At 60.1% G+C, this 12,431-nt stretch carries 14 protein-coding genes; 8 read left to right on the top strand and 6 right to left on the bottom strand.

The window, feature by feature from the left end; translation table 11 throughout:
* Window positions 1–6 precede the first annotated feature (6 nt).
* Entirely contained in the window at window positions 7–645 is a 639-nt protein-coding gene (locus FFS35_RS14255) for a hypothetical protein (protein ID WP_137787766.1), read from the bottom strand.
* Between the two features lie 934 nt (window positions 646–1,579).
* Here FFS35_RS14255 and FFS35_RS14260 point away from each other — a divergent pair.
* From FFS35_RS14260 to FFS35_RS14270, 3 genes are read left to right on the top strand one after another with little or no spacing between them, the layout of a single operon-like run.
* The gene (locus tag FFS35_RS14260) at window positions 1,580–2,002 is read left to right on the top strand and encodes a hypothetical protein (protein WP_137787767.1); all 423 of its coding nucleotides are present in this window, start codon (window positions 1,580–1,582) and stop codon (window positions 2,000–2,002) included.
* A 55-nt stretch (window positions 2,003–2,057) separates the two neighbouring features.
* The gene (locus FFS35_RS14265) at window positions 2,058–2,810 is read left to right on the top strand and encodes a hypothetical protein (protein ID WP_137787768.1); all 753 of its coding nucleotides are present in this window, start codon (window positions 2,058–2,060) and stop codon (window positions 2,808–2,810) included.
* Window positions 2,807–3,256, top strand: a complete 450-nt coding sequence (locus FFS35_RS14270) for a hypothetical protein (protein ID WP_137787769.1) — start codon at window positions 2,807–2,809, stop codon at window positions 3,254–3,256. The genes FFS35_RS14265 and FFS35_RS14270 overlap by 4 nt, the downstream gene beginning before the upstream one ends.
* Window positions 3,257–3,754: 498 nt before the next feature.
* Here FFS35_RS14270 and FFS35_RS14275 read toward each other — a convergent pair whose 3' ends face one another.
* Both FFS35_RS14275 and FFS35_RS14280 read right to left on the bottom strand, forming a co-directional pair.
* Window positions 3,755–4,288, bottom strand: a complete 534-nt coding sequence (locus FFS35_RS14275) for a hypothetical protein (RefSeq protein ID WP_137787770.1) — start codon at window positions 4,286–4,288, stop codon at window positions 3,755–3,757.
* Between the two features lie 8 nt (window positions 4,289–4,296).
* Window positions 4,297–5,184 (bottom strand): SDR family oxidoreductase, encoded by an 888-nt coding sequence (locus FFS35_RS14280; RefSeq protein WP_137787771.1) that lies wholly within the window; start codon window positions 5,182–5,184, stop codon window positions 4,297–4,299.
* A gap of 182 nt (window positions 5,185–5,366) precedes the next feature.
* Here FFS35_RS14280 and FFS35_RS14285 point away from each other — a divergent pair, with 182 nt between their 5' ends.
* From FFS35_RS14285 to FFS35_RS14300, 4 genes are all read left to right on the top strand, one after another.
* Window positions 5,367–6,086 (top strand): DUF72 domain-containing protein, encoded by a 720-nt coding sequence (locus FFS35_RS14285; protein ID WP_137787772.1) that lies wholly within the window; start codon window positions 5,367–5,369, stop codon window positions 6,084–6,086.
* Window positions 6,087–6,397: 311 nt separating this feature from the next.
* A complete protein-coding gene (locus FFS35_RS14290) occupies window positions 6,398–7,195 on the top strand; it encodes an alpha/beta hydrolase (protein WP_137787773.1) in 798 nt (265 codons plus the stop codon).
* Between the two features lie 467 nt (window positions 7,196–7,662).
* Window positions 7,663–8,292, top strand: coding sequence for a DUF4142 domain-containing protein (locus FFS35_RS14295; protein WP_137787774.1), 630 nt, complete (start codon window positions 7,663–7,665; stop codon window positions 8,290–8,292).
* Between the two features lie 58 nt (window positions 8,293–8,350).
* Window positions 8,351–8,536 carry a hypothetical protein gene (locus FFS35_RS14300; RefSeq protein WP_137787775.1) on the top strand — a complete coding sequence of 62 codons (186 nt, stop codon included), beginning with the start codon at window positions 8,351–8,353 and terminating at the stop codon, window positions 8,534–8,536.
* Window positions 8,537–8,624: 88 nt separating this feature from the next.
* On the opposite strand, the gene FFS35_RS14305 is transcribed toward FFS35_RS14300, so the two are convergent.
* Window positions 8,625–8,846 (bottom strand): hypothetical protein, encoded by a 222-nt coding sequence (locus tag FFS35_RS14305; RefSeq protein ID WP_137787776.1) that lies wholly within the window; start codon window positions 8,844–8,846, stop codon window positions 8,625–8,627.
* Between the two features lie 473 nt (window positions 8,847–9,319).
* Complete coding sequence (locus FFS35_RS14315) at window positions 9,320–9,796, bottom strand: Hsp20 family protein (RefSeq protein ID WP_137787777.1); 477 nt, start codon at window positions 9,794–9,796, stop codon at window positions 9,320–9,322.
* Between the two features lie 614 nt (window positions 9,797–10,410).
* Between FFS35_RS14315 and FFS35_RS14325 the strand changes: the two genes are divergently transcribed.
* Window positions 10,411–11,703, top strand: a complete 1,293-nt coding sequence (locus tag FFS35_RS14325; protein ID WP_249341662.1) for an NAD(P)/FAD-dependent oxidoreductase — start codon at window positions 10,411–10,413, stop codon at window positions 11,701–11,703.
* Between the two features lie 211 nt (window positions 11,704–11,914).
* Here FFS35_RS14325 and FFS35_RS14330 read toward each other — a convergent pair whose 3' ends face one another.
* Window positions 11,915–12,310 carry a BLUF domain-containing protein gene (locus FFS35_RS14330; RefSeq protein ID WP_137787778.1) on the bottom strand — a complete coding sequence of 132 codons (396 nt, stop codon included), beginning with the start codon at window positions 12,308–12,310 and terminating at the stop codon, window positions 11,915–11,917.
* Between the last annotated feature and the right edge of the window lie 121 nt (window positions 12,311–12,431).

Here is a 12,431-nt window from a genome sequence, read left to right on the forward strand (position 1 = left end):
GCGGCGTCACGCCAGCGCGAGCGCCGCCTCGAAGATCGACCGGTCCTTCGGCGTGAGATTGGCGAGTTGGGCGCGAGCAGCGCTGTCGCGTTCGACCTTGAGGGCCAGCGCCCGCAACGTCTGGTCGTCCCGCTGGTCCTTGATGGCAGTGAAGAACTCACGGATGACGGGCCCGTACTTGTACACCAACCCGCCAAAATTTCCGGCGTAGATCTCGAGCGGATGTTTGCCGGCGGCGGTCGCGCCGGCCGGCGGGGGCGCCACAGCGACGTCGGGCGCTGCGGTGGTCGTTGCCCGTGCAGCATTGACCGGAATCGGCGTGACCTTCTTGTCGCATTTGCCCGACGACCCGGGCCGCTTGGCACCGCGAACACCTTGAAGACGATCGCGCGTTTCACGGCAAATGCGCGCGAACTCGCGTTTGAACGTCACCCCATCGGGGAGCGGCCCGGACCGATGGTTGTTCTCGAGAATCTCACGGACCGCCGCCGTCTTCATCGTGGGCTCGATCGCCAGAACATGGTCCACCAACGGAGTCAGTCGGCGAGCCTCCCGTCGCTGCGACGACCGTAGTGGTTGCTGAAACCCCCTGGCGTCGCGGTCGATGCCGTCCATGTCGAAGTCGTCAAAATTATCGTCAGCCATACAGCCTCCTCACCGCGTGCGCGGCGTGCTTTCGGGATTATGGAAAGCGGAGGCGGATCCTCCTGGCTGTCAAAACGCGTGGCGCTCGTCCCGCCGGTCCCGACCCCCCGGTCGGCCGCAGGCAGCATCGTTGCCGCCCAATGGAGCTCGCGACCCTTTCTCACCGGCGTGCCATGCCGATGAGCGCACACATCGGTGGCGGGCTCCACGCGTCCGCCCGAAGGCGGCCTATGCGCGGGAGGGACACGAAATGTTGCGGATCGTCAAGGTGACGCGACGATCGGCAGGGATTCAATTCTTAGGCGCGTGCAAATTGCGATCCGACATCGTGACCATGTGCGGGATCCAGCACCGCAATTTATCGCGCGTTTGAAATTGCGGTCGTCTCGATCGGGCATTTTGAGCGCATTTTGGCGCCCAACGAAGCTGCCTGAGCCATATTTCCGCTACCGGAAATATCGAGGATTTCCGCGGGTTTCAGCCGGATTGGGCTACGTTGAGCCCGGTTGGCGAGAAGATTCTACCTGTCGATTTCGGGCCTTCACCCTAAAACTCGTCGATGAAACACGAAACGCACCCATCCATAGCGAGCACGATCTGCGAGGCAGTCGCCGAACAACTCTGCGCCGGGCTGATCGCCACCACCGACGCGATTGCTGAGATTGCTCACGAGCAGCGCGTGAACGAAGCGATCTCCGGGGTTCGCTCGATAGAGGGTCTTACGGCCGAAGAGCTAGCCCGTTACCAGCGCCTCATTGGCCAGAAGACCGGCGACAAGCTCGCGGCTGCCGTGCGAATTTCGCGCGACGCCCTGACGGCGCCAGCAGGACGCCGCACATGGCTGGACGCGGTCCATGACCAAGCGTGTGTCCTGTTTCATCGCGCAATGGCTGACTATGCCCGCGGGGACAATCGCGATCCATTGCGCCTGCTGATGGCGCAGACGATCCTGATCGCGACGGTGCACGCGATCGGCGTGCTGGGCCTGCCCATCAAGGGTGCCGAAAGGCGCCGTCCGACCGCAACGCGCGAATTTGATCCCGGCGATTATCCCGATCCGGCTATCCGCCGCGCAATCGTGCGGTCGGCGTTCAATCAGGATGCGGCCAGCGTCGCGACGTTGCGCGCACACAGTTGTTTGCCCGGCGTCGACGCAAACGGCCGGATTTCTCTCTTGCTCGCGGCACTTGTCGACGACGGGGACTTGGCGCTGCAGCTACGGCAGCTGGCGGGCCGCATCTTGGCCGAGGATCCTGGCACTTTCTCGATCACCGAAAATGTCGGCAACGCCCACCCTCCCCCGAGAAAGTCCCAAACCCTCTTCGATCGGGCGCGCAACCTCGCCCGCCCGCTCTGATCGCGCCACATCGAACACACCGATCCAACATCTAAAAACCTCAAAGGAATCCCTGATGATCAATCTCGAACTCGCTCGCCGGAACGTCGACAAGGCTAAGCTCGCCTTCGATCTCATCCCATACTGCCAGGATCGCATCACCCTCCTGCTGCTCGAGAAGGACAAGGGAGGTTCCGGTAGCACCGGGACCGCCATGTCGCTGGTCGAACTGTTTCTGTCGCTCAACCTCGTCATCCACATCGTGGACTTCGCCGACACCCAGCTCGATCTCGAAGTGCCGTATAGCAAAATGGATGGCGTCATGGTCCATCGACCTGACCGGGAACCGGGGGCGGAGGAAGGTTGCGTTCTGAGGGCGATCACTGCCGCGAAGCCGGGCGAGGTCGTGATCGCTCAATTTCCCGGTTCGTCGATCGCGCGTATAGAACGCGTGCACCGCCTGCTCCTTCACGCCCAGTCGCGCGCGGAACTCCCGGTCGATACCGCGATCATCTGGACAATGGATAGCGACCAGAACTCGAGCGACGTCCTTTCGGCCACGATGGACAGCCCTCTGCCCGGGTCGCTTCTGGTCAATTGGCCGCATTGGAACGGTGCACCCCGCATCGCGCCGGACCTCGCCGCCAAGATTGCAGCGATCGGCGGCAGGGTATTCGCGATGCCGGAATTGGACCCCCAATTCTACCATGCCTTCAAGGCAGATCGTCGCGCGCCGCGCACGACCTATGAGAAAGGGGACTTCGTAGAGCGCATGCAGATCGATCTCTGGTTGCACACGGTCGCCGAGGCGGTGGGAGCACGCTGGTGAGGGACACGCCACCCCTCGACCTCGTCTACGCCGCAGTGTTTGGCGAACCGCCCGGCACGGTGGTCGGCGCCGTCCTTGGCCGCATTGAGCGCTATCTACTCGGCAACGCCACTCAATCGACCGCCCTGATGCTGTGCATCTTGGTTCGACCGTTGGACCTGCATGTCCAGGCAACCACTTCTGCAACACGACAGATGCACGACGCACGACTTCTTCTGGAAAGCGAGGTGAACGCACTTCGGTCGAATGACGCCCTCATCATCGGGCAGCTACGAGCAGCGATGGTCGAGATGATGGCGGACAACGGCAGATTGCGCCGCGAACTGCTAGCGCTCAAGGTCGCGGAGCAAGGGTATCAGCGTGCGAAAATATTGTGCATTGCCGCAGCGGCGATGATGGCTCTGATTCTTGCCACTCTGGTTACGCTTAGTTTCAATAACGTTTGATCGCGCCGAGCATGCTAGCCCGGCATGTAAGCGAAAGTATCGCTCCGATTGTTTTCGATCGCGCGGCTTGGGCTCCGGATCCATTCGCGATACCCTCCTGATTACGAGGCCGTTCCGTCCGCGCTTTTAACTAGAAGCTGGCCGTTGCGAACTTCAAGGATGGTTAGCCTTACGGGCCGGGATGTCGCGGCGGCTGAATTTGCAAATTAGATTGGTATATCGGAGAGGAAGAGGCTCGCGATCTCCGTTTGGCGCTGGACGTCATTTGATACAGAATTTTGCGGTCAAAGCCTTTGCGCGCCATCGCCGATCGGTCGACCAACCCATTTCGCCGCGTCGTCTTCACAGCGCGATGGCGTGGGTGATATACTTTAATCGTGTTGCTGGTTCAGGAAAGGGCCTGCTGCGGTAAATGACTGAAATGAGTGTGCGAAATAACAACCCGCGGGTTTGCAGGTCACACATCTCGCGCCGATCTATGCGCTGATCATGCACAGTTCAGTCGCCGCGCCATTCGCTTAGAGCGCGGTCGTAATCTTCACGGATTTGGTCCAGCTTGCGCTGCAGCTTGGCAATTTCGGTTTCGCGTTCAACGGCAAGTTCGTGCCGTTCGCGTCGTAAGGCTTCCTCGCGATCTCGTATTGTTTCGTTTGCCCTGTTGTATATGTCGTCAGCGCGTTCGAGCGCATGTTCTGCTGCGTCGAGCTCCCGGCGGGAAGGCCTCGGTCTCTGCTTGACCGGCTTCACTTCTGACATCGCGTCAGAAGGCGCTCGCGTCGTCGTGAGTTTCGAATTTTTAGGTAGCGCGGCGAGGTGTTGCGCAGCGGTGCCTCGCGCGCGTTTGATCACTTGGCCTGGACTGGCGAGCGGCTCTTTGGTCAGCTTTGGATCGGTAACGACTTCCGCCATGCCGCGCGCGAAAAGGTTGGCGTCCGTGCCCCAGGCCTCAAGAGCAGCCTTCTGACTCGGCGCCGCGACATAAGCGTCGTGGAACCCGATCGGCGTGCAAAAAACTTTGAGGGCACGAGCCATGCGCGTGGCTAGACCACGCCGGTACCGCCGTTCGCACCAATCACACTTCCGGTGGTGAAGCTGTTCCTCTCCTCCGCCAGCGTGACGTACAGTCCGCCCAATTCGACAGGCTGTCCTGCGCGCCCGATAGGCGTGTCCTGGCCGAAGCCTTTCAACTTGCCCTCGAGTTGCCCGCCCGACACTTGCAGCGGCGTCCAGACCGGTCCCGGCGCGACTGCATTGACTCGGATCCCCTTGCTCGCGAGTTGCTTCGCAAGCCCCTTGGTGAAGATCTCGATCGCGCCCTTGGTCGTCGCATAGTCGAGCAATTCCTCGACCGGGTTGAAGGAATTGACGCTGGCCGTGTTGATGATCGTCGACCCTGGTTTCATCACCGCCGCCGCTGCCTTCGACAGCCAGAACATCGCATAGACGTTGGTCTTCATCGTGCGGTCGAACTGCTCGTGACTGATGTCCGCGATCGATTCCCGCGCCTGTTGATAGCCGGCATTGTTGACCAAGATGTCGAGCCCGCCGAGTTCGTCCTGCGCAGCGGCGACAAGCGACACGCAGAACGATTCGTCGGTCAGGTCGCCGGGCAATTGCACCAGCGTCGCGCCGTCCGTTTCGAACACGGTCTTCAGATCGTCCGCATCCGCCTGTTCGCGCGGGTGATAGTTGATCGCGACCGCGGCGCCTTCGCGCGCAAAGGCGATCGCCGCGGCGCGGCCGATCCCCGAATCGCCGCCAGTCACCAGCGCCTTGCGCCCGGTCAGCCGGCCGGTCCCGACATAACTTTCCTCGCCGCTGTCCGGCACCGGGTCCATGTCGCGTTGCAGGCCGGGCCACTCCTGCGGCTGTTCGGCAAAGCCGTTGCTGTGGAACTTGTCCTGTGGGTCGATCAGCGCGTCGGTCATGCGAAACTCCTTCGCGTCGCCAACCGCGCAAGCGCGATTTTGTTCATCAGGGTGGCCGGCAAGGAAGTATGAGCGCACGACGAGCGCATTTCAGGCCGAGGAACTGGTCATCGATGACCAAACTTGGGGCGCAATCTCGCGAGCCGTCGCATCTGGACGATCACTTGCCGCGTTGAGCGCTTATGAAAGCGGTAGTCGGAACTGCAGGCTGGAGCATCGCGCGTGATCTAGCCGCGGCCTTTCCTCGAGAAGGGTCCTCGCTTGAGCGGTACGCCAAGGTTTTTCATGGGGTTGAAGTAAATTCGTCGTTTCACCGACCTCACCGGGCATCCACCTGGGCCAAATGGGCGTCCAGCGTCTCCGATGACTTTCGCTTTGCTGTTAAAATCCCCAAGACGATCACGCATCAGAGTAGACTGGTCGATGTCGATGCGCTGATCGAGGAGTTTGCCACCGAGGTCGGCGCGCTCGGGTCGAAGCTAGCGATTGTTCTGGTGCAGCTGCCGCCAACGCTGGTCTTTGACCCGCCTATGGCCCGCAGATTCTTCGAAAAGCTTCGCAATTCAATCGCCGCACACGTCGTTTGCGAACCGCGCAACGCCACCTGGTTCGAAGAAGCAGCCGACGACATGCTCATACGACTGCGCGTTGCGCGCGCAGCAGCCGACCCAGCGCTCAGTGAAGTGGCCGCGGTTCCAGGGGGTTGGCGAGAGATCGAATATTGGCGTTTGCACGGGTCGCCGGTGATGTATCGCTCGTCATACGCCGACGAAGACATCAGCAAGTACGCGCGGAAGATCAAGTCAGCCTCGAACAAAGGGACCGACAGCTGGTGCATGTTCGACAACACGGCTCGTTCGGCCGCCCTGCACAACGCCCTCTCGCTGATCGAAAGAGTTTGAAAAGTGCTGGCTGCATGCCTGCCAAGCGACGTGGCGATCAAAATCCTAGGCGCATCGGACGCAGACGCTGCGAGCGTTTCCCCGACGTCGACGGCGATGCGCTCGACCGTGGGTGATAGCTGGACAGGTCTAAGCCGTGCGCGTGCGCACCTACAGCAGCTTTGATTCGTGACACCGAACGCGGGTGAAGATCCACTGGGATGGCGGTGGGTGGTCCGACAATCGTGTCAACTTAGATCAATATAGATGCGCGGTTTGGACCCATCCAGAACATCGGCACGTTCGAAGCGTGAAGCCTCAAGGATACTGATATGAACACCGCCGCTGCTCGAGCAATCGAGCCGCCTTCAGCTTTTCTCGCGCTGACCGAACTGCCACGGACCATAGGCGACATCAGCGCATTCGCATTGGCTGCGCCGATACTTGCAGCCGCGCCGAGCGGCGACGGCCACGCCGTCCTCGTGATCCCCGGATTTACCGCCGGGGATATGTCGACAACCATTCTCCGGCACTATCTCGAAAGTCTCGGCTACGACAGCCGCACCTGGGATCTCGGTCCCAATCTCGGACCAAAGGCCACGGGTCGCAATGGTGCGAAACTGGTCGATCGGCTCAAGACGATTTACGACGAAACGGGCGCAAAGGTCAGTGTCGTCGGCTGGAGCCTCGGTGGCGTGATGGCCCGGCAGATCGCTCGCACAGCGCCACATCTGGTGCGCCAGGTGATTACGCTCGGTTCGCCGTTCACCGGCGATCCGCGCGCCTCGACCGTGTGGCGAAGCTATCAATTTCTTAGCGGCCAGCGATTGAGCGATCCGAGTGTGAGGCGCCAGCTGCGTGAAAGCAGATTGGCGCCGCCCGTCCCATCGACCGCCATCTACACCCGCGACGACGGTGTCGTTGCCTGGCAAAATTGCATCGAGCCGGCCAGCGCCGAAACAGATAATATCGAAGTGCGCGGCAGCCATTGTGGTCTCGGCGTCAATCCCGCGGTGCTTTATGCTGTAGCCGATCGGTTGGCGCAGAAGGCAGACGACTGGCGACCCTTCGAGCGGTCTGGTCTTCGTGCCTGGGTGTATCCCGCCTCAGCTGATGAAGTGGCGAGTTGATATGGCCAACCGGCAACGAACCAAAGCTGACGACATAACCAGCGGATCAAGACCGCAGGATACCGCCAAGCCGTCGGCGTCGGCTCGGGTGTCGTCAGATGATCCGCATAAGGTCGAGAAAATCGCCAAGGCCGGCCGAGCCGATTTCGACCCAAATGACGAGAACGAAGGATAGGTCTCAATCGTTTTCGAGGGCGTTAGGCGTCCTCAAAAGCGGCAGAAAAGCTCGTGTGGCGAATAGCTTGCCCGACTTCCGCGCCCTCCTCTACAGCGGGAAATAATCATAATAGCGAACGTACCCAGTTGGCGACTTAACCAACGTTTCACCCGCACATCGCGCCCGCCACGCGTTGGCCGCGCCTAATCGAAAACATTCGTATTATAGCAGGTTAGTTTGGTCTCTACGCACGGAACGTAGCCTCGGTCGTGCTGTTGTCGAGCAATACGCCAAAAAATTCGAGGCCGACGTGATTGCTCTTACCGTCAAGAAATCAATGTTCAGCAGCGTGCTGATCGCATTGAGCCTGTCGGCTTGCCGTGACCCCAGCGTCCAACGAACTGATTCCGGCACGCAATCGTTTTCGCCAACGTCGCCGTCGATCAAATCGGGCGACGTCACGGGCGACCTACAAAACGTCACCGTTCCCGCTCCGACGGCGCCGGATTTTGCCGCAATCCTCGCCACCGCCGACGCTTTTGAGATCAAGGTATCCCAACTCGCGGTGTCGAACGGCGCGTCCCCCGCGATTAAAGACTTTGCCCAAAGAATGGTCGCGGACCACCAAGCGTCAACAATCCGATTGCAGGCCGCCCTGCGGAGGGACGGTTTGAAACCGCCGACGCCGACGCTCACGGCGGAGCAGTTGCAGATCTTGAAGCAATTAAGCGCAAAGCGGGGATCGGACTTTGATAGCGCGTACCTGACAAGCCAGGAGAATGCCCACCTCGGGACGCTCGCGACCCTCAAGACCTATGCCAAAAAAGGCCCGGGCTCGGCGCTCAACCAATATGCCTATGATCTGATCACTATCGTCAGCGGGCATCTGACGATGCTCAGAAACATCATGCGTCAGAACACGACAATCCGCCCGGGATAGCGCCGCAAACCGTGGAGCATCAAGGATAAAACTTCGCATCAGCTGGCAGGAGGTCAACGTGACAGACTTCAATAATTTTCCGACTTATGCGTGGGCGGCGGTGATTATAGGCGGACCATTGTTGCTAGCCATTGCCGTGCTGATCGCAAAGTTCAAAAACGGGGCCAAGCATGAGGGATTGGATGTCAAGGACGGCAGCCTGAAGGCTGCTCCACCGACGGACCAGCCGACACGTCATCGATAGATGTGTCGATAAGTCAGTCGCCCAGATACGGGGCCGTCAGCGTAATTACGGCGATCCCATTCGGTCGCATCCTGCGTCATGGCTAGGTTCAGCGAAGAGCAAGCGTCACGCTTTCGATCTGCTGATGCAGCGCGCTCGTCAGGCCGTGAAAATGGTCATGGCGCTCGGATGCGCGCCTCACCACCGCAGTTGATCGATACGCGCCCCTTCTCTCGCAAATCCATCTTAGGGACTGCCCGTCATAGCCGCTTTTGCAGCCCGCAGGCTTAACAATTGGGCCGTCTTGTCGCTCAGCGTCGATCGCTTCCATGTGCTCAGGTCTGTCCGGATGTAATCCGCGACCGCGCGCAGTTCGCGCCAACTTGGTTCGCGAGCCGCCGCGATGCAATCGACGACCGGGCGCGGTATCATTGACCGGGGCCTGTTCTCACTTTGCTTTTGTGCCATCGTCGCGCCGCCCGTCGCGCTTAGCGCGCATCCAAGCGTTTGAGTGCATCGAGTACCTCACTGACCGGGACCGGTCGCAGTAGCTCAGGCGGCTTGCGAAGGGTTGGCTCAGACCGGACCGCAAAAGCATCCGAAGCCCAGGACGCGAGTATCGAGCGTTTCACTTCGGGCTCGAGCTGCGGGTGATGGACGAGATCGTTCGGACCGCCGAGTGGTCCGCAAAAATGAACCGACATTCTCTCCTCTCCGAAATAAGCGTTCCTGGCGCGGCCAGTCAGCGCTACAGCCGTCATGCGCAGTGCAGCCCGCCCGACAGCTGCCGGGCGGGCGGCATCGTTACGCTGCTTCGCGATCTTCCCGCGGAGCTTCGAGCCGGTCATTTGCGGCGGTCGCCGTCGTCCCGATCTCGATCTTGCGCGGCTTCATCGCTTCGGGAATTTCCCGCTTGAGCGCGATACGCAGCAACCCGCTGTCGAAGCTGGCTTCCTGCACGACAACGAAATCGGCGAGCTGAAACCGGCGTTCAAACGCGCGGGTCGCGATGCCGCGATGAAGGTAGCGACCGGCGTCGCCGTCGTCCGCGCGGCTGCCCTTGACGGTCAGCTGATTGTTCTGTGCAACAATCTCGATCTCGTCGGGCCGAAACCCTGCCACGGCCAGGGTGATGCGGTACTGGTCTTCGCCCTGCTGCTCGATATCGAAGGGCGGGTAGCTGTCCGTGTCTGCCCGAGCGCTCGTCTCGAGCAGGTCGAACAGTCGATCGAATCCAACGGTGGAGCGCCGGTACGGTGCGAAGTCGAAATTGGTCCTCATATCCAAATCCTCCATTGAGCAATCTGAGCACAAGGAGCACCGGGAGAGAGCCGGTGCCCTCAGTCTAATGCCGGACCGAGATTCGCGTCCGACGCCCGTCAGATATTTTTGGAAGAACCCGGTTCAAGAGGGGTGGCGAAAAAAATTTTTCGGCGCTGCTCGATATCTTGAAAGGCCTTCGACGGAAGGGCTTCGTCAGGAATCCACAGGGTGATCAAGCAGCTGTTTCAGCGCGCTTTCCCAACGCTAACGAATGCTTCGGCGCCTTCCCATTTTCCGGAAAGACCGGGCACTTCGTCAAGTTGACGAAGCGCGTCAAACCGCCCCCGCTCCTCGCGATATCTGGCGATCTCGAAGCCGGGCCCTGCAACGCTGGTACTGCATCGAGTTGCTCGGCAGTCGCGGTGTTCAGATCGATCATGGCTTTGCATAATCATAATACCGGTCATGCGCGAGAGAGCGAGAATCGGCCGCCGCCTTCGCTTGGTCATGGATGCCCGAATTGATCCTGCGCATTGTGATTTTGGTCTGATGCCATATCGGACATGGGGACCAATAAAAAGTTGACCTTGAAACCGCGCCTGTCCGCTATTGGACGATAGGGCGAAGCGGAGATGATCATGTCTGTTGTTTCGGACAAATCAAAACGGCATCGCGTCGTGATCGTCGGCGCGGGCTTCGGCGGCCTGTCCGTGGTTAAGAGTCTAAGAGGCGCCGACGTCGACATCACTTTAATCGACCAGCGAAACCATCATCTCTTCCAGCCCCTACTTTACCAGGTGGCTACTGCATCACTCGCTCCGTCCGAAATCGCATGGCCAATCCGATCGATGGTGCGGCACCGCCGGGACGTCACGACAATCCTCGCCGCGGTCAGGGGCGTCGACACCACAGCACGTACCGTGCTGTTGGCGGACGGCGAACAGGTGCCCTATGGCTCGTTGATCCTCGCAACCGGCGCGCGGCATGGCTACTTCGGCCATGACGAGTGGGAAGCCTGGGCGCCGGGGCTCAAGACGATCGAGGACGCGACGGCGATCCGGGGCCGTATGCTTGCGGCCTTTGAGGAGGCGGAGCGTGAAACTGATCCAAACCGGCAACAAGCTCTGCTCACCTTCGCGATCGTAGGTGCTGGTCCAACAGGCGTCGAACTTGCGGGCACCATCGCCGACCTAGCTCATGACACTCTTCCGCGGGACTTCCGTGTGATCAACACCCACCGCACGAGGGTACTTTTGGTGGAAGCTGGTCAGAAGGTTCTCAATGGATACACCGACCGGCTCTCAAGCTACGCAAAACGGGCGCTGGAAAAACTTGGCGTCGAAATAAGCCTCGGGAAGCCGGTAACGAACATCGAAGATGGTGCCATCACGTTCGGAAATCAGCGCGTGGCGGCGAAGACGATCATCTGGGCCGCAGGCGTACGCGCATCGCCCGCCGCAGAATGGTTGAAAGTTGCGGCGGATCGCAACGGCAGAATGCTGGTGGAGCCGGACCTGAGCGTTCCTGGCTATCCGGACATCTTTGGTATCGGCGATACCGTTTCGGTCGGCGCGCCCGATGGCTCAGCTGTGCCTGGCATTGCGCCCGCCGCGAAACAGGAAGGAATATTCGTCGGTCATACGATCCGACGGCGGCTCGCCGGCGACGAGACGCAAACGTGTTTTCGCTACAGGCATCAAGGTAGTCTTGCCCAAATCGGAAAGCGAAAGGCGGTCGCCGATTTCGGCTGGATCAGCCTTCGTGGGTCGTCCGCGTGGTGGCTTTGGGGAATTGCTCATATCTATTTTCTTGTGGGCGTGCGGGCACGGCTCAGCGTCGTCCTCAACTGGCTATGGATCTACACTGGCAACCAGCGGGCCGCCCGTCTTATCACGACGCCTATTGGCGAAACTCCGCTCGACTGAAGTATCATCACGCCGATGACGGTCTCTACAAAGCGTGCGGTTGGCGAATGTTCACTTCCGCGGCGTGTTGGCAACGTTTGGGATTGCGACGGATTGCCCGCGAAAAGACGCTCCGGCGATTGGCAACGATCTTTACCGTAGTAGGCCCATGGAGTCCTGAAGTCTTCCACTGGCAGGATGCGCACGTCGTGTGCGTCGCGAGAATTAGAATTTATGCGGCATGGCGGCGTGCAAAGTGGGCAAACTCAGCTCCCAGTGTGGGGTCTTTGATCTCGCTGATCAATTCAGCCACAATGTCTTGCAAGAGCTTGCCGGAATGAGGCTCGTGATATGCCATCGCCCACCCGGCAGTCTGGCGACTATCGACGACCTTGTGGGACAATTTCACTATTGCGAAATGACGGGGGTCTTGACGTATCCTGTCATATATTTGGGCGACGCCTTCGGCAGGACCTTCGAGCAGCTGCAGAAAGCGCCGGCCTCCTACGGCCAAGAGACCCGTGACATCGAGCGCCGCATTACTGCGCCGGGCGCGTCGCAATATATCGTTGAGCTCTTGAGGGTCGAGGACTTGCCGCGCGGTGCTGATATATAAAAGGCGTTCCACGATAACTCCCGCGAACGCCGACACCGGTAACCCTCGAGATGTAAGAAACTATAAATGGGCGATTAATCCAGATTAGACCCTGCCCCCTTGTAGAACGAATCGCGATCCGTTTATTTGCTCG

This window comes from Sphingomonas sp. 3P27F8, from assembly GCF_005502745.1.
Taxonomy (GTDB): Bacteria; Pseudomonadota; Alphaproteobacteria; order Sphingomonadales; family Sphingomonadaceae; genus Sphingomonas.

Excerpts from the sequence above, each read along its gene's own strand:
- FFS35_RS14255 (WP_137787766.1), bottom strand. The coding sequence starts at position 645 with ATGGCTGACGATAATTTTGACGACTTCGACATGGACGGCATCGACCGC.
- FFS35_RS14260 (WP_137787767.1), top strand. The coding sequence starts at position 1,580 with ATGGCGCAGACGATCCTGATCGCGACGGTGCACGCGATCGGCGTGCTG.
- FFS35_RS14265 (WP_137787768.1), top strand. The coding sequence starts at position 2,058 with ATGATCAATCTCGAACTCGCTCGCCGGAACGTCGACAAGGCTAAGCTC.
- FFS35_RS14275 (WP_137787770.1), bottom strand. The coding sequence starts at position 4,288 with ATGGCTCGTGCCCTCAAAGTTTTTTGCACGCCGATCGGGTTCCACGAC.
- FFS35_RS14280 (WP_137787771.1), bottom strand. The coding sequence starts at position 5,184 with ATGACCGACGCGCTGATCGACCCACAGGACAAGTTCCACAGCAACGGC.
- FFS35_RS14285 (WP_137787772.1), top strand. The coding sequence starts at position 5,367 with ATGAAAGCGGTAGTCGGAACTGCAGGCTGGAGCATCGCGCGTGATCTA.
- FFS35_RS14290 (WP_137787773.1), top strand. The coding sequence starts at position 6,398 with ATGAACACCGCCGCTGCTCGAGCAATCGAGCCGCCTTCAGCTTTTCTC.
- FFS35_RS14305 (WP_137787776.1), bottom strand. The coding sequence starts at position 8,846 with ATGGAAGCGATCGACGCTGAGCGACAAGACGGCCCAATTGTTAAGCCT.
- FFS35_RS14315 (WP_137787777.1), bottom strand. The coding sequence starts at position 9,796 with ATGAGGACCAATTTCGACTTCGCACCGTACCGGCGCTCCACCGTTGGA.
- FFS35_RS14325 (WP_249341662.1), top strand. The coding sequence starts at position 10,411 with ATGATCATGTCTGTTGTTTCGGACAAATCAAAACGGCATCGCGTCGTG.